At 62.2% G+C, this 18,470-nt stretch carries 17 protein-coding genes; 4 read left to right on the forward strand and 13 right to left on the reverse strand.

Annotated features, from left to right (window positions below; genetic code table 11):
* The first annotated feature begins 29 nt into the window (after positions 1-29).
* Entirely contained in the window at positions 30-680 is a 651-nt protein-coding gene (locus Q8R10_RS19285) for an FKBP-type peptidyl-prolyl cis-trans isomerase (RefSeq protein ID WP_371133373.1), read from the forward strand.
* Positions 681-778: 98 nt separating this feature from the next.
* On the opposite strand, the gene rsd is transcribed toward Q8R10_RS19285, so the two are convergent.
* From rsd to Q8R10_RS19325, 8 genes are all read right to left on the reverse strand, one after another.
* Positions 779-1,252, reverse strand: a complete 474-nt coding sequence (gene rsd / locus Q8R10_RS19290) for a sigma D regulator (RefSeq protein ID WP_305655581.1) — start codon at positions 1,250-1,252, stop codon at positions 779-781.
* A gap of 190 nt (positions 1,253-1,442) precedes the next feature.
* Positions 1,443-1,934 carry a disulfide bond formation protein B gene (locus tag Q8R10_RS19295; protein WP_305655583.1) on the reverse strand — a complete coding sequence of 164 codons (492 nt, stop codon included), beginning with the start codon at positions 1,932-1,934 and terminating at the stop codon, positions 1,443-1,445.
* Positions 1,935-2,105: 171 nt separating this feature from the next.
* A complete protein-coding gene (locus tag Q8R10_RS19300) occupies positions 2,106-3,347 on the reverse strand; it encodes a heme biosynthesis HemY N-terminal domain-containing protein (RefSeq protein WP_305655585.1) in 1,242 nt (413 codons plus the stop codon).
* Complete coding sequence (locus tag Q8R10_RS19305; RefSeq protein WP_305655586.1) at positions 3,344-4,465, reverse strand: uroporphyrinogen-III C-methyltransferase; 1,122 nt, start codon at positions 4,463-4,465, stop codon at positions 3,344-3,346. The genes Q8R10_RS19300 and Q8R10_RS19305 overlap by 4 nt, the downstream gene beginning before the upstream one ends.
* A 16-nt stretch (positions 4,466-4,481) precedes the next feature.
* The gene (locus Q8R10_RS19310; protein WP_305655587.1) at positions 4,482-5,252 is read right to left on the reverse strand and encodes a uroporphyrinogen-III synthase; all 771 of its coding nucleotides are present in this window, start codon (positions 5,250-5,252) and stop codon (positions 4,482-4,484) included.
* On the reverse strand, positions 5,249-6,190 hold the full coding sequence (hemC, locus tag Q8R10_RS19315; protein WP_305655589.1) for a hydroxymethylbilane synthase: 942 nt from the start codon (positions 6,188-6,190) through the stop codon (positions 5,249-5,251). Before hemC ends, Q8R10_RS19310 begins: the two co-directional genes overlap by 4 nt.
* Positions 6,191-6,430: 240 nt before the next feature.
* Positions 6,431-7,177: a LytTR family DNA-binding domain-containing protein gene (locus Q8R10_RS19320; RefSeq protein WP_305655591.1), complete on the reverse strand. Its 747-nt coding sequence runs from the start codon at positions 7,175-7,177 to the stop codon at positions 6,431-6,433.
* Positions 7,174-8,259 (reverse strand): sensor histidine kinase, encoded by a 1,086-nt coding sequence (locus tag Q8R10_RS19325; RefSeq protein WP_305655592.1) that lies wholly within the window; start codon positions 8,257-8,259, stop codon positions 7,174-7,176. The genes Q8R10_RS19320 and Q8R10_RS19325 overlap by 4 nt, the downstream gene beginning before the upstream one ends.
* A gap of 408 nt (positions 8,260-8,667) precedes the next feature.
* On the opposite strand from Q8R10_RS19325, the gene argH reads away from it, so the two are divergent.
* The gene (argH, locus tag Q8R10_RS19330; RefSeq protein ID WP_305655594.1) at positions 8,668-10,062 is read left to right on the forward strand and encodes an argininosuccinate lyase; all 1,395 of its coding nucleotides are present in this window, start codon (positions 8,668-8,670) and stop codon (positions 10,060-10,062) included.
* 64 nt (positions 10,063-10,126) lie between these two features.
* Here the strand turns inward: argH and Q8R10_RS19335 are convergent, their stop codons facing one another.
* Genes Q8R10_RS19335 through Q8R10_RS19345 form a run of 3 tightly spaced genes read right to left on the reverse strand, consistent with a single transcriptional unit; the run spans position 10,127 to position 15,361 of the window.
* A complete protein-coding gene (locus Q8R10_RS19335; RefSeq protein ID WP_305655595.1) occupies positions 10,127-12,232 on the reverse strand; it encodes a TonB-dependent receptor in 2,106 nt (701 codons plus the stop codon).
* Positions 12,229-13,446, reverse strand: a complete 1,218-nt coding sequence (locus tag Q8R10_RS19340) for an MFS transporter (protein ID WP_305655597.1) — start codon at positions 13,444-13,446, stop codon at positions 12,229-12,231. Before Q8R10_RS19340 ends, Q8R10_RS19335 begins: the two co-directional genes overlap by 4 nt.
* Positions 13,436-15,361, reverse strand: a complete 1,926-nt coding sequence (locus tag Q8R10_RS19345) for an IucA/IucC family siderophore biosynthesis protein (protein ID WP_305655598.1) — start codon at positions 15,359-15,361, stop codon at positions 13,436-13,438. Before Q8R10_RS19345 ends, Q8R10_RS19340 begins: the two co-directional genes overlap by 11 nt.
* Positions 15,362-15,554: 193 nt before the next feature.
* Here Q8R10_RS19345 and Q8R10_RS19350 point away from each other — a divergent pair, with 193 nt between their 5' ends.
* Together Q8R10_RS19350 and Q8R10_RS19355 are read left to right on the forward strand one after the other, a co-directional pair.
* Positions 15,555-15,839 carry a hypothetical protein gene (locus Q8R10_RS19350; RefSeq protein ID WP_305655599.1) on the forward strand — a complete coding sequence of 95 codons (285 nt, stop codon included), beginning with the start codon at positions 15,555-15,557 and terminating at the stop codon, positions 15,837-15,839.
* A gap of 215 nt (positions 15,840-16,054) precedes the next feature.
* Entirely contained in the window at positions 16,055-16,300 is a 246-nt protein-coding gene (locus Q8R10_RS19355; RefSeq protein WP_305655607.1) for a TIGR02647 family protein, read from the forward strand.
* Between the two features lie 55 nt (positions 16,301-16,355).
* Here Q8R10_RS19355 and phnX read toward each other — a convergent pair whose 3' ends face one another.
* Positions 16,356-17,189 carry a phosphonoacetaldehyde hydrolase gene (phnX, locus tag Q8R10_RS19360; RefSeq protein WP_305655600.1) on the reverse strand — a complete coding sequence of 278 codons (834 nt, stop codon included), beginning with the start codon at positions 17,187-17,189 and terminating at the stop codon, positions 16,356-16,358.
* Entirely contained in the window at positions 17,186-18,301 is a 1,116-nt protein-coding gene (locus tag Q8R10_RS19365; protein WP_305655601.1) for a 2-aminoethylphosphonate--pyruvate transaminase, read from the reverse strand. Before Q8R10_RS19365 ends, phnX begins: the two co-directional genes overlap by 4 nt.
* Between the last annotated feature and the right edge of the window lie 169 nt (positions 18,302-18,470).

Below are 18,470 nucleotides of genomic sequence, written 5' to 3' on the forward strand. Positions count from 1 at the left end.
AGCGGCACAGTCACCCGGAGAACTCGTTCATGCTGCGTCGCCTGCCGTTATTGTTTTGCCTGTTGTCTGCGCAGCTAATGGCCGCCAACCCCGAGACCGATCACGACCTTGCCTACAGCCTGGGCGTGCGCCTGGGTGAACGCTTGCGCGCCGAGGTGCCCGACTTACAACTGCAAGCCTTGCTCGACGGCCTGGGTCAGGCGTATCGCGGCGAACCGCTGGCACTGAAAAGTGCGCGCATCGAACAACTACTCGCCGAGCACGAAGAACGCTTGGCCGCCGCCCCTGACAACGCAGAACCGGCCATCCGCGCGGAAAGACTGTTTCTGGTCAACGAGAAAGCTAAGGCCGGCATCCGCGAATTAGCCGGCGGGATATTACTGACCGAATTACGCCCAGGCACTGGCGCCAAACCGAAAGCCAGCGGTCGAGTGCAGGTGCGTTATGTCGGGCGTTTGGCCGATGGTAGTGTGTTTGATCAGAACGAGCAGCCGCAGTGGTTTCGCTTGGACAGCGTAATCAGCGGCTGGCGACTGGCGTTGCAGGAGATGCCCAGCGGGGCAAAGTGGCGCCTGGCGATACCTTCAGCCCAAGCTTATGGGGCCGAAGGCGCTGGCGATCTGATCCCGCCTTACGCGCCACTGGTGTTTGAAGTAGAGCTGCTGGGGACCGCCGACTGAAGCGCCGGCCCACGTCTATCTGCAGCGCTTAATTGGCCGCTACGGCCTGTTCTTGATGAGCCTGCTGAGGCAGCCTACGCACGAGTTCTCGGGTGCGTTTAATTAGCCGCTACCGCCTGTTCTTGATGGGAGTTGTGCAGCACTTCGATCAGGCAATCTTCCAACTCAAAACGTTCGTGCAACATCTGCCCCAAACGCTTTAGCTCGGCATTTAACGAGACGCTGTCACGGTTGTCGCCGTTGTCACAGTGGTCGTTAAACACCAGGGCGGCTTCGGTGATGGCTTCAATGCGCGGGTAGATTTGCTTGGCCAACTCCAGCCCACGTACGTCGCCAAAGGCTTTGGCTTCGCTGGTGAGCTGCTCGTAGACTTCGAAGTGCCCAGCCGAAACGTAATCGACCAAAATCTCACAGAATTTTTGCACCGCTGCCGCATTCGCAACTGCCGGCTGCGGCGCTTCATCGAGCACACTATAAGCCGAGACCAATTCATGCCGCTCTTGCAGCCAGCGGTCGATCAGCAGGTGAACCCCACCCCAGCGTTCTTGGGCGTTTTGACAGTTATCAAGCATGGCAATCTCACTTCCCTTATTAGGTACTGCTGTTTTACGTCTGCGCCCAACAAAATTTTGTCGTTTAGCGCTTGAGCGTGGGAAGGCACCGCCAAACTGGCAATTTCCCGGCGGGACTTGGAGCCAGATTATGCTCGGGTCGCAGTGGCATCAAGCCGCTGGTCTGAGAAAGTTTCATACAAGCGTTTAATTAGCGGCGGCGCAGCAGTTGATACAGACTGAACAGGATCATGGCGGCAAACGCCAGCAAGCTCCATTCCGGAATGCTCATGCCCAACAGCGTCCAGTTGACCTCGGCGCAATCTGCCGAGCCATGCAACACCAGCCGAATAATGTCTTGGAGTGGCAACGCTTGCATCATGTAGTCCAGGCTTGGCAGGCAGGCGGGCAATTCGTCCGCTGGCACATTTTGTAGCCACACCTGGCGCCCGGCGGTGCCGGCGCCGGCCGCCGCACTCAGCAGAGCTAAAGCCGCATAACCACGCTGACCGCCACGACCCGGTGCATGCACGGCCGCCAACAGGCAAATCAAGCCAAACACAATCACGCACACGCGCTGCACTATGCACAGCGGACAGGGTTGCTGACCGAGTACGTGCTCCAGATACAGGGCGCCACCCATGATCGCGAGGCAAAAGATAAAGGCGGCGAAAAATAACGAACGCGGGCTGGCCAGAGACATGGCAGTTCCGTAGATAGCTGAAAGGGCGCTTACGGTAGAGCAAAGCCGGCGCGCCTTTCAAGCCATATAACGGCTTAGGCCGCGGTACCCATCCGCACAATCACACCTTGCGTCTGATTTAACCGCGCCACTGGGCGGGCGTATCTACGCCCCCAGTGGCCGATTTGCGGCTTAGCTCAGCTCGGGTAAAGGCAGCTTCGGCAGGTGCTGTTCAAGCAACCCCAGGCCTTCTTGGAACAGCTGATTGCTGCGGGCAATTTCCCCCTGATGGGCCAGCAGACGCGCCAACTCGGCGCAGCTTTGCGCGCTACGAGACTGGGCCAAACTGGACTCCAGATAATCGCGAGCCTTGCTCCACAAGCGGTTTTGCAAGCACAAACGTCCCAGCGCCAGCAGTAATTGCGGATCATTCGGCTGCTGCTTGAGCCAGCCCTCGGCTGCGTGTAATTGCCGCGCTGGATCGCTGCTACAGAGGGTGCCGTACAACGCCACCAGGCTGGCGTCATAGTGTCGTTTGAGGGCCGTACGCAGCAGCTCTTCGGCCTCTTGCTCGGCGCCCAGCACGCGCAGTTGCTCGGCATAGGCCAGCAATAGTTGCGGTTCCTGGCGTTGTGCGCTCGACAATTGTTGCCAGGCCTGGGTCAGCGGTTGCAGGCTCCCCGCACCGGCGTCCAAACCACTCTGCCCGGCCAGCGCCAGGCGCGCACGCCAAGCCCGACGCTCCAACTCCAACAACTCGGGTTCGGCCAAGGCTTTATTTTTGCGCAGTTCTGGCAACAAACCGAGCAGCGCCGACCAGTCGCCCTGCTGCTCATACAATGCCTGCAACTGACGCAACACCTGACGGTGACGCGGATGACGCTCGCGCATCGCCTGCAAAGTTTCCAAGGCGGCGGCAGGTTCTGCGCGGGCCATCTGCAGCTCGGCATGGGCCAAGGCAATCGCCAATTCGGCCTGCGGTTGGCGCGTTAACGCCCGCTCAAGCAAACTATCGCTCTCTGCATAGCGACCCAGTTCCTGCGCCGCACGGGCGGCGCCGAGGTAATGCATCAACGGTTGCGGTTCAGCTTCGGCGGCGCGGCGCAAATGCCGCAACGCCCGCTCCCAACGGCCCTCGGACAAATCCAGCAAGCCTTGCTCGGCCGACATCTGCGCGCGGCGGCTGCGATTGCGCCGTGACCATGGATTAGCTACCCGACCCGAAGCGGTCAATAGGCGCCACGACAACCGCACGACAAATACCACGGCCCACAGGGTGGCCAACAGCGCCAGCGTGCCCCACAGGCTCGATTCATAGCGAAAGCCCTTGTAGGCCACCAGCACGTATCCCGGTTGCTCGATGTACGTCACGCCATAGGCCGCAGCCGCCAGCACCACCAGCAATAACAGCAGCAGCAAAAGAATCCGCTTCATGGGCTGGACTCCTCCAGGGCACCGTCAAGGGTGGTCTCGCTGGCCGGCGCCGGACCCGACTCACGCAGTTGCACATAAGCCTGCAACGCCACCATGGACTGGGTTAAATCCGGCATGGCGACGCTGACCGGCTGGGTGAGCAGCTCGGCGAGGCGATTGCGCAGCCCCTGCACTTCGGGATTGTCTTGATTGAACTGGTCATCCAACACGTCGCGCGCCTGTTGCAGCGACTGCTGATAAACCCCGCTGTCGCCATTCAACGCGCCCCACTGGGCCTGCTCCAAGGCCAGGGTCAAGGCTAGACGAACTTGCGCCAGACTTTGTCCGGCCAATAGCGGGCGAATATCCTGAGCGGCACTGAAGTCGATGCGAAAGTAATGCGAGAGTTGTTCCAGCCACTGCGCCCAGCGGCTACTGCCATCGCCCTCGGCCGCGAGGCTAGCGAGCACGCCGCCGGTGTCGGCGAAGGCCGGGGTTTGCGGATTAAGCTGGCCGACCTGGGCGCGCAAGGCACCCAGCTGCAAGAACAATCCGGTGCGATCCGGCTGTTGCAGGCTGCGCAGCGCCTCCAGACTCTTGGCCAGCTCGCCACGGGCGGCAAAGGCGGCCGGATCGTCTTGCTCGCGCAAGATGTCGTCGGCAGTCTGCACCAACGCTTTGGCGCCGTTTATTTCCTGCAAGGCCGACAGCCGCAAGCTGGCCAGTCGCAGCAAATGCTCGGCCTCGGCCAGGCGCCAATCTTGCCGACTGGCATTCAGCACATTATCCAGCCGCACGCTTAAGCGCTGCTGATCGCCCTGCACGCTGGCCAGTAAACGCTGGCGCTCGGCCAACTCATCGGCCGAGGGCAATTGCGCAAGCCGGGCCGTCAGGCTTTGCTCGCGCTGGCTTAGCCGTTGCGCCTCGGCCTGCGCCTCGGCGAGCTGGGTTTGCTGCTGCTGCGTCTGCACCTGCAAGCTACGCAGTTGCCACAGCCCCCAACCGGATGCACCGACGCCAGCCAGCGCCAGCAATAACGCCAAGGGCGCTAAACCACGCCCGCGCGGCGTAATGGCGGGAGCGACACTAGACATACTCGGCACGGGTTGCAGATCGTCTTGCGGGGTTGTTTGGCTCACGTATCCATCCTTTGTATTAGGGCGCGGGCGCGGGTTGTGCCCGCAACGCCGCCAACAACGCCGTGGCACTCGCGCCACGGCAATCCAGCACAATCTCGGCGCCCGCCGCACGGGCTTGTTCGGCCACCCGCGCACTGGGCACAAACAACGGCAACCGGGCCACCTGCGACCAAGCCGCGCCGGCCAGTTGCAACAGGTGGGCAAAGCCTTCACCGCTGCTGACAGAGATACCATTCAGGCGCTGCGCAGTTAACTGCTCAATCAGTAGCGTCGGCGGATAAGCCGGCAGGCTACGGCGATAGAGTTGCAGATAGTCGACCGTCACGCCTTGGCCGCGCAAGCGTTCGGCGATGAATTCGCGGCCACCCTCGCCGCGCATAATCAACACCCGCGGACTGTGGACTGTCAGCGCCACGCTCAGTTCCGGCATGGCCAGCAACGCCTCACTGGCATCGCCCTGGGCGGGATACTTTGCGCTGAGGCCGTGCTCTTGAAGAATTTGTGCGCTGGCCGCGCCGACCGCGAACCAGCTGGGGGTCAGCGGTGGCTGTGACCAATAGCGATCCAGCAAGGCCAGACCCAGGCGCGCGGCCGGTTTGCTGACCACTATCACCGCGCAATAACGATCCAGATCCAGGATCAGCGCGCGTTGTTCGGCGCTGTCAGCCAGCGCTTCAATCTGTAGCAGCGGCAGGCTGTAACTGAACACACCCTGCGCGGCCAAAGTAGCGGCTAGCTGCGCCGACTCAGCAGCCGGGCGGGTCAGCAGCAGCCGCCAGGCTGTCACTCTTGACCGGCCTCGCCATACACGGCGGCCAGGATATCGGCCGCACCCTGCGCCAGTAGCGCTTCGGCGACCTGCACACCCAGCGCCTCGGCATCCGTGCTAGCCGCCCGTGCCTCGGCGCGCAGCAACTGACTGCCATTCGGCTGACCGACCAGGCCGCGAAGCCACAACTGTTCACCTTCCAGCAACGCATAACAGGCAATCGGCACTTGGCAGCCGCCGTTCAGATGCTTATTCAACGCCCGCTCGGCCGTGACCCGCAACGCGGTTTCGCGGTGGTGCAGTGGCGCCAACAGGGCATGAATCTCCAAGTCCGCGCTGCGGCATTCGATGCCGACCGCGCCTTGGCCACCGGCGGGCAGACTGGCTTCGACACTGATCGAGGCGCGAATCCGCGCGGCAAAACCGAGGCGAATCAAGCCGGCGGCAGCGAGGATAATGGCGTCGTACTCACCGGCATCCAGCTTGGCCAGGCGGGTGTTGACGTTACCGCGCAGGAAGTGGATTTTCAGGTCCGGCCGCAGCGCCAATAGCTGCGCCTGACGACGCAAGCTGGAGGTGCCGACCACGCTGCCGGCAGGCAACTCAGCAAGGCTGGCGAAGGTATTGGAGACGAAGGCATCGCGCGGATCTTCCCGCTCGCAGATGCAATACAGGCCCAGTCCTGCGGGGAAATCCATCGGCACATCCTTCATCGAATGCACGGCGATGTCGGCCTCATTCTCCAGCAGGGCGGTTTCCAGCTCTTTGACGAACAGCCCCTTACCGCCGATTTTCGACAAGGGCGCGTCGAGCAGTTTGTCGCCGCGACTGACCATCGGCACCAGGCTGACGCTCAGCCCCGGGTGCGCCTGCTCGAGACTGGCCTTAACGAATTCTGCCTGCCAGAGGGCGAGGGCACTTTTGCGGGTGGCGATGCGGATTTCGCGGATGGACATGACGGCTCTCAAAACGAATGAACGCCAGCATGATAAGGCAGCCCGGCGGGTGGTGCACCCACCGCGACCGGCTGGGTGAAAACTACTGCGCTCGGTTATGCGGCGTTAAAAACAGGCTCAAAATGCTCATTTACAACTCGTAAACTGCGCTTTTTCGCCTGTTTTTGCCTTGCCTAACCTTCGCTCGTTACGTTTTCAGGCCGCCTACTTAAAGGACGCTGAAAAAACCGCAGGCTTGGATCAGAGGTGATTCATCAACTTGCGCACGCCCGCCACATGCCGGCGGCTGACGATCAGCGGGTCGCCATTCAGGCCGCGTAAAAACAGCTGAAAGTGCCCCAGCGGCGTACGTTGCAGGCGCTCGATGCGCTCGCGGGCGACCAAGGCATTGCGATGGATACGCACGAAGCGGTCACCAAATTCGTCTTCCAGGGATTTTAGCGGCTCATCCAGCAACACCTCGCCCCCTTCATGGCGCAGGGTCACGTACTTGTGATCGGCGATGAAGAAGATCACATGCTCCAGCGGAATCAACTCGATGCCCTTGCGGGTGCGCGCACTGATATGGCTGCGCGGGGCGCCGCTGTGATCGAGCGCCGGCCGGGTTAGCGCCGCCAGCTGCACGCGATTGGGCCGTTCGGCTTTTTTCAATGCCTCGCTCAACGCCTCTGGGCGCACTGGTTTAACCAAATAACCCACTGCACTGACCTGAAACGCCTCGAGGGCAAATTCATCGTGGGCCGTGCAAAAAATTACCGCCGGTGGCGCCTCGCGCTCACACAGCTTGGCCGCTACCTGCAAACCATCCAGGCCCGGCATGCGGATATCCAACAACACCACATCGGGTTTCAGGCTATCAATCAGCGCCAGGGCTTCCAGGCCATTGCTGGCACACGGTTGCAGCACACGGCAGCCATCCAGCTCGGCCACCATGCGGCTTAGTCGCTCGCGGGCCAGGGGCTCGTCATCAACGATCAGGACATTCATATAGCTCGGGCTTCCTGCGTGGGTCTCGCACAAGCATAGCGTAGACAAGTAAAGTGCCGTCCGTCACGCCGTTCCACACTAAGACTGGCACTTGGGCCAAAAAGTGCAGCCAGGCGTGCATCAATATTGGCTAATGCCTGATGAGTACCGCGCGAAGGCGGTGCCTCAACGGCAGCGTCATAGGGGCTACTGACGCAGAGCCGGAACAGGCCATCGGTATATTCGGCCTCGATGGTCACCAAGCCGCCTTCGATGCGCGGCTGTATGCCATAGATCAAGGCGTTTTCCAGCAGCGGCTGCAAGGTCAACTGCGGGATCGGCAAATCTGCCGGCACGCTGTCCACCTGCCAATCCAACTGGAGCCGCTCGCCGAGGCGGTATTGCTCAATCGACAGGTAGCGTTTGGACAGCTCCATCTCATCACTCCAGCTCACCAGATTGCCCGGCTTAGCCAAACTGGCGCGAAACAAATCGGACAAATCCAGCACCGCCTGCTCGGCTTTAAACGGGTCGATAGTCACCAGGCTGGCGATGCTATTGAGGCTATTAAACAAAAAATGCGGGCGAATCCGCGCCTGCAACGACTCCAACCGCGCGCGCAATTCGGCCTGTTGCTGACGCCGCCACTGACTCTGCAAATAAAAATAGCGCAGCAGCAAGGTCGACATAATCAAGCCAATCAAGCCATGGCGCAGGTACAGATTAACCTCGCCATCGCGCTGCAGCGGCCCGCCCAGCTGGTAGTAATCGGCCACCGCCGTGCAAGCCACGGTCAAACCCACCACCACTGCGCTGCAGTAAATACCCGCCAACCAGGCCGGCAAGCCGGCCAGCCAGGGGCGCAAGCGGCACAACAAGGCGGCGCTGAGCAGAACTATCCATTGCGCGAACAGCGAGGTCAGAGCCAGCCTGACCCAGTTAAAACCGGCCTGCATAGGTTCGGCCAGGACCAGCACCAGCACCAGCAGTTCGGCGAGCAACACCAAGACCAGCAACGCCTCCGGCAAGCACAGTTCCGGGAGGAAGAAGTCATCGTCGTTCGGCGCCGCCACGCGCCCTTTATTCAGCCAGTTAGTTTGCATCCGCCGAGTGTCCCTGTGGTTGCCTGCGCCAGCAAGTTAGCCAGCCGCGACTGGTTAAAATAAATCACCGAAATGCCGCTTATTCGCTTAAAGCGTGATTCAAGCGACTTATCCACGCGTTGCGCCTAGCAGCCTGTCGGACTTAGGCGTCCGTAGCGAGGGAAAGACCGGTTTGAGGCAGTTTTTGCGCTCTTTCGAGGCGAATAGTCATTCTATTCAACGAGAAAGAGCGCAGAAAATGACCAAATCCGGCTTTTCCGCAGTAGGACAGACCTAAGTCCGACAGGCTGCGACGCAAAGCCCAGCCACGATTGTGCGGCTGAGCCTGTTATTATTGCGCAACTTTTTTGCCGTGCAGGCCACCCGCAGTGGCACTGCGCTTATTTCTCTATTCGCCGAGAGCATGCCATGAGCGTTGAGCAAACCAACCAGTCCTGGGGCGGTCGTTTCAGTGAGCCCGTCGACGCCTTTGTCGCCCGTTTTACCGCCTCGGTCGGCTTCGACAAACGCCTGTACAAGCACGACATCATGGGCTCCATCGCCCACGCCACGATGCTGGCCAAGGTCGGCGTACTGACCGTTGACGAGCGTGACGCCATCGAAGCTGGCCTGAAACAAATCCAGACGGAAATCGAAGCCGGCCAATTTGACTGGCGCGTCGATCTGGAAGACGTGCACATGAATATCGAAGCGCGGCTGACCGATCGCATCGGCATCACCGGCAAAAAATTGCACACCGGTCGTAGCCGCAACGACCAGGTGGCCACCGACATTCGCCTGTGGTTGCGCGATGAGATCGACCTGATCCTGGCGGAAATCACTCGCCTGCAACAAGGCTTGCTGGGGCTGGCTGCGGCGGAATCCGAGACCATCATGCCCGGTTTCACCCACCTGCAGACCGCCCAGCCGGTGATCTTCGGTCACCATTTGCTGGCCTGGTTCGAGATGCTGTCGCGCGACCATGAGCGCCTAGTCGATTGCCGCAAGCGTGCCAACCGCATGCCACTGGGCTCGGCCGCGCTGGCCGGCACCACCTACCCGATTGACCGCGAGCTGACCGCGCAACTGCTGGGTTTTGACGCCGTTGGCGGCAACTCGCTGGATGGCGTGTCCGACCGGGATTTCGCCATCGAATTCTGCGCCGCCGCCAGCATCGCCATGATGCACCTGTCGCGTTTCTCCGAAGAGCTGGTGCTGTGGACCTCGGCGCAGTTTCGCTTTATCGACCTGCCGGATCGTTTTTGCACCGGCTCCTCGATCATGCCGCAGAAGAAAAACCCCGACGTTCCAGAACTGGTGCGCGGCAAAAGCGGCCGGGTGTTCGGCGCCCTGATGGGCCTCTTGACCCTGATGAAAGGCCAACCACTGGCCTACAACAAGGACAACCAGGAAGACAAAGAACCGCTGTTCGACGCCGCCGACACCCTGCGCGACTCGCTACGCGCCTTCGCCGACATGGTGCCGGCGATCAAGCCCAAGCGCGAGGTGATGCGCGAAGCGGCCCTGCGCGGTTTCTCCACCGCCACCGATCTGGCCGATTATCTGGTGCGCAAAGGTCTGCCGTTTCGTGATTGCCACGAGATCGTCGGCCACGCGGTGAAATACGGCGTGCAAACCGGCAAAGACCTGGCCGAAATGAGCCTGGCAGAGCTGCGCGGCTTCAGTGAGCAGATCGATGACGACGTGTTCGCCGTGCTGACCCTGGAAGGCTCGGTGAATGCCCGCGACCATATCGGTGGCACCGCGCCCAATCAGGTACGCGCCGCCATCGTCCGCGGTCAGGCCTTACTGGCCAGTCGCTAAGCCTGTGGCTCAGGCCCGGCCGCGCGGCCGGGCTTGAGCAATAGCGCGCAACCGTTAAACCCGTTTACCAATCCAGCGAATAACTGACCGCCAAGGTACGCCCCTCGGCATTCGGGAAAGGCTCGCGGGCATTGGCCTGGGTAAACAGATTCTCATAGGTCAGATTGCCCAGGTTGTAGATGCCGCCGTCCAGGCGACCGGTCGGTAACTCCAGCGAGCCGAGCAGATCGACCAGGGTATAGCCGTCGATGTCGCGGCCCGTGCCGTCTTTGGCGGCGCCGCTGTAGTCGGCCAACTGCATGGCCTGCAGGCGCAGGTTGTAGCTGTCCTGGCTGTAACCGACGAAGGCCGTGGTTTTCACCGGCGACACCCGGGTCGCCGGCAGGTCCAGCCATTGGCCGTCTTGCTTGGTTTCGCCCTTGGTCCAGGCGTAGGTACCCCCCACCGACCAATGCTCGACCGGGTAGTAGGTCAGGCTGCTCTCCACCCCGCGCACCCGTTCTTGTTGATTGACCAGGCGCAGCACCCGGTCGGTCGCATCGTAATACTGGGTCACATCCGAGGTGTTTTCGTAGACCGTCACCGCCGCCTGCCATTGTTGCCAGTCGCCACGCCAGCCGGCCTCATAGCTGTTCACCTTGATCGCCTGGGCATTCAGGGTCTGGATATCGAAGCGGCTGTCCACGTCGCGCAAGAAGCGCTGAATATCCGGCAGCGAGAAGCCTTGGCTGAAGTTGACGAACAGATCCTGCTGCGTGCTCAGGTGATACACCGCGCCGAGGTTATACAGCGTGTCGTCATACTTGAGGCTGCCGCCCGGTAAGGTCGCCCGGTTACCGGTCTGCCAGATTTCACCGTAGGCGATGCTGTCCGCCACATCCGCCTCGATCCATTCACGCCGCACGCCGCCGCGCAGGGTCCAGTCGGCGATATCCCAGGACATTTGCCCGAACAGCGCCTTGGTGGCGGTCTCCACATCCGGGCCCAGCTCATAGGTGGTGCCGGTTTTGTGGTACTCCAGGCCATTGATTGCATAGCGGTCGCCGCGCTGGCGGCTGCGCTCGTTCTGATAATCCGCGCCCCACACCAGGTTGCCGCTGGCTGCGCCAATCGGCGGCAAAGGGCTGTCGACTGCGGCGCGCAAGCCAAAAATATCTTGCACGCTGTTGTTATCCGAAACCCCGGCCTTGCCACGCGGACGATCCGGGAAGAACAAGGCATCGGCGCGGCGCCAGTAGCTTTCCACCAGCAGGCTCTGGCCGTAGAGGTCCTGATCGCTGTAATTGAGGTTGATCGCCTGGTTATGGGTGTAGGGCTGATCCGCCAGTTTCAGGCCCTTGGCCGCCACCGCCTCGCCGTCGATTGAACGCTGGGTGTAGTCGCTGTCTTGCTGGTCCTTATAGTCCTGCAACGACAGGCTGAGCTTTTTATCCGGGTCGATGGCGTAACCGAAGCGTCCCTGCAGGTCATAGGTTTCGGTGTCCATGGCGCTGCCCTGGGAAGTGTCCTGGGGAATGCGCTGGCCATCGCCGTCGAACTGGTCGTTGCGCTGGGTGAGGTCGGCCGACAGGTACCAATCGAGGTCCTGATTGCGCCCCGTGGCGCTCTGAAACGCCTCATAGGCCAAGCCCTTGGCATTGAGGTTGTTGGCACTGGTCAAACCAAAGCGACTGCTGAGGGCCAGGTCCTGACCCTGATTGCGCTTGGTGATGATATTGATCACCCCGCCCGAGGCGCCGGCGCCATAAATACTGCTGGCCCCGGAGATCACCTCGATCCGCTCGATGCTGGCCGGGGCGATACTGTTGAGCTGGCGAAAGTTATCCCGACTGGCGTTTTGCGAGACACCATCGATCAACACCAGCATGTTGCGACCGCGCAGGGTTTGCCCGAAGTTGCTCATGCCGCCGCTGGAGGGGGCCAGGCCCGGCACCAGCTGCCCGAGAATGTCGGCGACCTTGCGCCCGGCGCCGCTTTGCTGGCGTAACTGCTGCTCGTCGATGACCTGCACCGAGCCTGGAATCGAGGCAATGCTGGTTTCGCTGCGGGTGGCCGAGACCACACTTTCCGACAGGCTCAAGGCCTCGGCTGGCGGCGGAGTTTCGGCCGCCAGCAAAGGACTCAGCGGGCTAAGCAGGGGCAGCAGAATGGCAAATTGAGTGGTTTTCATAATTCTTTCTGTTCAGGTGTTAAAGGGCAAACCAGAACCTCTGGCGCCAAGGCACGCGAACGGATCAGGCGGATGCCCAGAGCCGCAAGCGCGTAAGTCAGAGCCACCAGCCAGAAGCTGTAAGCCAGCCCCGCCAGTTGCATGCCGAGGGCGCCCAGCAGGGTGCCGAGCAAGGCGCCGGCCTTGGCCGCGCTGTTGCCCAAGCCGAGGGCGAAACCTTGCTGATTGGTGGCCACCCGGTTGGCGATCAGCGCATAGGCGACCGGCAGTAACGCGCCCTGCCACAGCCCCCAGAGCAGGCGACTGGCAATAAAGCCGAGCCAGCCACTGGCCAGCGCGGTGAGTGCCAGGGTCAGGGCGCAGAGCCAGGCCACCCCTTCCACCACCCGCAGGGTTTGCGCCGGTTTCCAGCGATCAAACAAGCGCCCCCACAGCGGCGCCGACAGCGCCAGGGTGACGGCACTGGCGGCGTAGCTGGCGCCGATCAGCCAGCCTGGGGCGTGCAAAACCTCGGCGACATACAGGGCGTAGAACGACTGCGGCATCATCTTCGCCGCCTGCACCAGCACGATGATCGCCAAAATACCGGCCAGCCAACCGCTGGGCAGCTTGCTCGGCGTTTGCGGGCGGCTCGGTCGTGACTCTGGTCTGTCGGCCGGCAAGCCGAGGCTGAGCAGCCCACAGAGCAGGCAAATCAGTGCCGCGCCAACACAGAGAGCGGCAAAACCCGACACATCCATCAGCCAGCCGCCCAACACCGGGCCGACCAGGGAACCGACGGCGGTGGCCGATTGCAGCCGGGCCAACACCAGACCACGACCGCCGCTGGCACAGCAAGCCAAGGCATAGGCCTGGGCGGCGGCAATAAAACCGGCCAGCGCGCCTTGCAGGGTACGAATGGCCACCAGCAACCAAGGGTCCAGCGTGATCGCCGCCAAGCCCTGACACAGCGCCAACGCCAGCAGTGCCCGCAGGATCATTGGCTTGTGTCCGGTACTGTCGCCCAAACGCCCCCACAGCGGGGTCAGCAACATCGCCGCGAGCATCGGCCCGGCATACACCAGCGCCGACAGCAGTGCGGTGTACTGGGCCTGCGCCGGCCCGAGCAACGCCTGGATCTGTAACGGCCAAAACGGTCCGCTCATCTCCATGGCCGCCATCGAAACCAGCTGGATCAGCACCAGCAGTCGCAATGACGAACCCCTAACCGCCATGGGTGGCGTGGCGCAGCGGATTGCTCAGGCGGCCAACCATGTCGACCTGACTGTCGGCCAGGCGCATGCGGATAAAAGCCTTGGCCGGCCAGTCGTGTTCGAGCAAGGCTGCGCGCTCGGCCTGCCAGCGCTCAGCCTCCACCCGCCCGCGCAGCGCCTCGAAGCAGTCACCGACGTGACCGGCCAACAGCGCCCACAAAGGCTGTTCACTGACGCCCCAGTGCCGGGCGCAGAGCAACACCAACTCGCCCAGGTGGCACATAAAACTGGTGTGCAGCAGCTTGTCGCGCACCGCCTCGGCGTCGTCCAGCAGGGTCATGGCCGGGTCGTGCAGCTCAAGATCCAGGCCATGGGCCTGCAGGGTCGGGCGATGGATGCGGATGTCGCCAAAGTCGCGCAGCAACAGCCGGTTGGGCTGCCCCTGAGCGTCCATGACCATAAAACTGTTCTGCTGATGGGCTTCGAACGCCACGCCGTAGAGCAAATACATGCCCAGTAAACCGTGCACGGCGATTGCCGCGTAAGCGTCAAAAAAATCCAGCAATGCCTGAGCATCATCGCCGCCCCGGGCCAGCGTTACCCACTGGCGCAGCAGGGGTTGGCCCTGAGCATCATGGGCGAACAGGCTGCCGACCGGGACGGCCAGCTCACCGGGCTGCAACAGGCTCTGCGGATTGTCCCGATAGAGCACCGCCAAATGCCGGGAACGTTCGTCATCGGCAGGCTTGGGGCTGAAGTGCAGACCCAGCCGTTCGGGCAGCACGCAGAGCAGCCGCGCCAGCTCCGGCTCTTGCGCCAAGATGCCAAGCAACAGCCGACTGACCCGTGGCCCCATACGCGCCGAACGCGGCGAGACGGTGCGCTGGACACTGGTCAAGCGCAGCGCCACCGGCAGTTTGACCATCGGCGTGAGCAGGCTGCCCTCCGGCAGCACGGTACGAAAGGACATAGTCGGATGGCCCTGGAAGGCGACTATGTCGGTCAGCAGCAGGCGCTGCTCGGCGATTTCAGCGGCAAACAAGCGCGGCAGCGCCTCACTGACCTGCCAGGGATGTACCGGCAGCGGCAGATAGTCCTGCGCCGCCAAACCGCGACGCTGCAACTCGGCCCGCAGTTGCTCGGCGGCTTGGGGGAAATGCCCTTGCCACCACGACCAGTAATCCTCGCCCGCCAGCGCCTCGACATGCCCGCACAGCCGGTGCAGCGCACAGAGGCTGACCGGGAAACGCGCCTCGAATTCGGGCGACAAATCCACCACCTGTGCGGTGCTCAGGCCCAGCTTGGTCTTGTAACTCGGGTGCCAGGGGTGCCCCAACGTGCCCCACTGCTCCAGCAACAAGCTCGGGTTGCTCTGGGCGAAACCGGCCTTTAGCCAGGCCAGCAGATTAGGCTCGGACTGCTTGGCAGTCTGCTGCTGCAACTGCTGGTTCCAGCAGTGGTGATAGGCCAGGCAGAGAGTGTCGTTGGCAAAACTGTCATTCAGTTCGGCGGCCAGTCGGGTAAAGGCGGCGGCCACTGGCGGCGGCGCAAGCTGATCGCGCAGCAATTGCAGCAATTCGGACGGGTATTGCAGCTCATAGGGCGCGCGCTGGGCGCGGTACAAGGTGACACTGCCGCGCAGCTGCCAACTGTTCATGCCGCCCGCCTGCAAGTGCTCGAAACGCAACAAGGCGCCGGCCTCACCCAGGCTCAACCAACAATGCTGCTGCTCATCGTAAGCACAACTCTGGGCATCCAGCAGGCCCTCGCGAAACAACGCCTGCAGCAGCCGCTGAAAGCTGCGTTCACGGGCCGGTGCCAGTGCCTGAGCGAGATGATCGAGGGTGACTTGACGGACCTTGAAGCTCGGCGTGCCAAGCGCCTCGCCCCAGCGGGAAAGCAACTGTTGCAGTTGCGTCGGTACAGCGATAGTCATAGCGATTTCCTTGAGTAGCAGTAATCAAGGCCCCCCACGCTAACGTCAATAAGATTCAATTACAAATAAGAATTATTATTAATTGGTTTTTGAGGCCGACCAACTACCCCTATTGCGGCCTGCGGCAAAATTGCCCACCCAGCCCGCAAACCAGCCGTGGCACACTGTGTGTTCATTCCAGCAGAGCCCCGCCATGAGCGAAATCGACGACCACGAAGACACTGACGAAGCCTTCACCGCAGCCACCCTCACCCAGGCCATCGAGAATCAGCTCGAAGCCGATAGCCCAGCAGCCGCCAAGGCCACCTACAACAAGCTGACGCTGGTCGGTTACCCGCGCGAGGAGATCCTCGAACTGATGGCCCAGGTGCTGGCCTATGAAGTGCGCGCCATGCTCGACGGCGACCGCCCGTTTAATCTGGTCTGGTACGAACAAGCCCTGCGCGCGCTGCCGGAATTGCCCAAAGAGCCAAGCTAGTTGCGGCCCGGGCGCGCCCGCTAAAACCAGGTGCGCGGAGCATGCAATTGATCCAGGACAAGGATCGCTTTCACAGATTATTTACCAATGGCAACAGAACCCAGCGCACTGCAGCGCAGCTTCGCTACACTGCTAAAACCCGCAGCCAACTCGGTGCGGATCACTACCGCCGGGCCAGTTGCCCCGGTGCCTTTCTCGAAGAGTCTGGAGCGCCTATGTCGTATACCCCTGAGCTGATTGCCGAACTGGAAATCCTTACATTGTTCAACCTGGCTAATACCCAGGAAGGCCTCAAGGTTCATCACGTCGCCGCGCCCAAAGCGATTGCCGCAGCGCTTCGCCTGCATGACAAAGGCCTGATCACCCAAGTCGATGGCGGTTATCTGACCAGCCTTGGCCACGAAGCGGCCACCCACGCCCAAGGCCTGCTGACCATCCTCAACGTCGCTGAAACCGCTTAGCCTGAAACCGGCGGACTGTGCGCTACGCGCCTGAGTCCGCCGCCAACCCCGCGTTTTATGGCCGCTCGCCGTTACTCAGGCGCAGCTCGATGGCGTCGAGCACCGCCGGTAATTCGGCAATGCTGGCGATCACATAATGGGCGCCGGCCTGATACAACTTGGCCGCCGCCGGGCGCGCGCACTCGGCTTGCTCAGCAGGCGCGAGGGCCGACCACTGGGCATGGCTCAAACCCACCTCGTTACCGGAGGCCGACAGCCCGACTGTCCACATGCCCGCCGCCAGCCCCTCGTCGATGCCGGGCACGGTGTCGTCGACCTTGACGCAGGCGGCCACGTCGCTGGCGCCGAGGCGGATCAGGTTTTCCAACGCCATCCACGGCCCCGGTCGGCCACCCGCCGGCAAGTCATCGGTGGCCACCACCCAGTCCGGGGCGTAGCCGGCGGCGGCGGCAATCGGCAGCAGCGCATCCATCACCACCCGTGGGTAGCCCGAGCAGGAACCGATTTTTAAGCCCCGCTGACGCAGCGTGGCGATGCACTGCAGCGCACCGGGAATCAGCGCCGAGTAATCGCCCACCCGCTCGATTTGCAGCGGAATAAAGGCCGCGTACAACGCATCCACATCGGCATCCTGCATGGCCCGGCCAAAGCGTGCCCGCCAGCGTGCGGCCACGGATGGCAAACGCCCCAGCGCCTGGATGTGATCCCACTTGGCCAGGCCCATGGGGATGCGCGCCTCGGCCAAGCTGACCTCGATATCGAAGCCGGCGAACGCCTCGATCAGCACCTGAGTCGGGGCGAAGGAGCCGAAATCCACCACTGTGCCGGCCCAGTCAAAGATCACCGCCTGTAACTGGCCGGTGTAACGGCGTTGATAGCGGTAAGTCATGGTTTTACTCCTGTAGAACACCAACCGAGGTCGTCGAGGGCGGCGCCCAACGCGGCCAGCGCCTGATCGATTTCAGCGTGATCGATAGCGCCGATACAGCCGACGCGGAAAGTCTCCAACTGGGTCAATTTGCCCGGATAGAGGATAAAACCGCGCGCCCGCACGGCCTGGTACAGGGCCATAAACTGGTAGCTCGGATGCGTTGGCGCATGGGCGGTATAGATGATTGGCGCCTGCACAGCGGCCGGTAGATAAGGCTGCAAACCCAGCGCGGCGAGACCGGCGCGCAAACGCTCGGCATTCGCCTGATAGCGCGCCAGCCGCGCCGGCTGGCCACCTTCGGCGTGAAATTGATCGAGGGCAGAGCGCAGCGCCGCCAGCACATGGGTCGGCGGCGTATAACGCCACTGGCCGGTGCGGGCCAAATAGGCGTGCTGGTCATACAGGTCCAGCGACAAGGAATGGCTGTTGCCCCGGCTGGCCGCCAGAGCCTGTTTCGCCACCAACACAAAGGCTATGCCCGGCACGCCTTCCAGGCACTTGTTGGCCGACGACACCAGCGCCGCAAACGGCAACTCATGGGCATCCACCGGCAAGGCGCCGAAGCCACTCATGCTGTCGATAATCAGCTGGCGACCGGCCGCCGCCACCACAGTGGCAATCGCGGCCAGCGGATTGAGCAGGCCGGTACTGGTTTCACAGTGAATGGCGCCGACATGGCTGATCTGCGGATGGGCGGCCAGATACTCGGCCAGTTGCTGCGGGCACACCGGCTGGTCATCGGCAAAATTCAGGGTCGCCACTTGTCGGCCCATGACCTCGGCCAGTTGCGCCATGCGCAGCCCGTAAGCGCCATTGACCAGCACCAGCAAGGCGCCGTCGCGCGGCACCAGGGTGCCGATAGCCGCCTCCACGGCGAAGGTGCCGGAGCCCTGCAAGGGCACACAGACATGGCTGTCCTGGGCCTGGGCAATCGCCAGCAAATCGGCGCACACACCCGCCGTCAGGGCATTGAAACGGCTGTCCCAGGAGCCCCAATCATTCAGCATCGCGGTCTTGGTGGCCAGGCTGGTGGTCAGCGGGCCGGGGGTGAGGAGAATGGCGTCACGCATTACAAATGACCTCTTGGCTAGTGGTGAAAGTTTGTAGATACTCTGTTGGAGGTCAAGCTTTCACTTGGTGAATGCTGCTGAACAGTTTGCTGGAATCAAAGCGCTCGCCCTGCTGGATGCAGGCCCAAACGCCGGTCAGATACTTGCGCATCACTGCGCACAAGGCTTG

Origin of the sequence: Pseudomonas sp. (assembly GCF_030698175.1) — a bacterium.
Classification (GTDB): Bacteria; Pseudomonadota; Gammaproteobacteria; order Pseudomonadales; family Pseudomonadaceae; genus Aquipseudomonas.

Excerpts from the sequence above, each read along its gene's own strand:
- Q8R10_RS19335 (WP_305655595.1), bottom strand. The coding sequence starts at position 12,232 with ATGAAAACCACTCAATTTGCCATTCTGCTGCCCCTGCTTAGCCCGCTG.
- Q8R10_RS19285 (WP_371133373.1), top strand. The coding sequence starts at position 30 with ATGCTGCGTCGCCTGCCGTTATTGTTTTGCCTGTTGTCTGCGCAGCTA.
- Q8R10_RS19340 (WP_305655597.1), bottom strand. The coding sequence starts at position 13,446 with ATGGCGGTTAGGGGTTCGTCATTGCGACTGCTGGTGCTGATCCAGCTG.
- argH (WP_305655594.1), top strand. The coding sequence starts at position 8,668 with ATGAGCGTTGAGCAAACCAACCAGTCCTGGGGCGGTCGTTTCAGTGAG.
- rsd (WP_305655581.1), bottom strand. The coding sequence starts at position 1,252 with ATGCTTGATAACTGTCAAAACGCCCAAGAACGCTGGGGTGGGGTTCAC.
- Q8R10_RS19325 (WP_305655592.1), bottom strand. The coding sequence starts at position 8,259 with ATGCAAACTAACTGGCTGAATAAAGGGCGCGTGGCGGCGCCGAACGAC.
- Q8R10_RS19320 (WP_305655591.1), bottom strand. The coding sequence starts at position 7,177 with ATGAATGTCCTGATCGTTGATGACGAGCCCCTGGCCCGCGAGCGACTA.
- Q8R10_RS19300 (WP_305655585.1), bottom strand. The coding sequence starts at position 3,347 with ATGAAGCGGATTCTTTTGCTGCTGCTGTTATTGCTGGTGGTGCTGGCG.
- Q8R10_RS19355 (WP_305655607.1), top strand. The coding sequence starts at position 16,055 with ATGTCGTATACCCCTGAGCTGATTGCCGAACTGGAAATCCTTACATTG.
- Q8R10_RS19345 (WP_305655598.1), bottom strand. The coding sequence starts at position 15,361 with ATGACTATCGCTGTACCGACGCAACTGCAACAGTTGCTTTCCCGCTGG.
- phnX (WP_305655600.1), bottom strand. The coding sequence starts at position 17,189 with ATGACTTACCGCTATCAACGCCGTTACACCGGCCAGTTACAGGCGGTG.
- hemC (WP_305655589.1), bottom strand. The coding sequence starts at position 6,190 with ATGTCCATCCGCGAAATCCGCATCGCCACCCGCAAAAGTGCCCTCGCC.
- Q8R10_RS19350 (WP_305655599.1), top strand. The coding sequence starts at position 15,555 with ATGAGCGAAATCGACGACCACGAAGACACTGACGAAGCCTTCACCGCA.
- Q8R10_RS19365 (WP_305655601.1), bottom strand. The coding sequence starts at position 18,301 with ATGCGTGACGCCATTCTCCTCACCCCCGGCCCGCTGACCACCAGCCTG.
- Q8R10_RS19295 (WP_305655583.1), bottom strand. The coding sequence starts at position 1,934 with ATGTCTCTGGCCAGCCCGCGTTCGTTATTTTTCGCCGCCTTTATCTTT.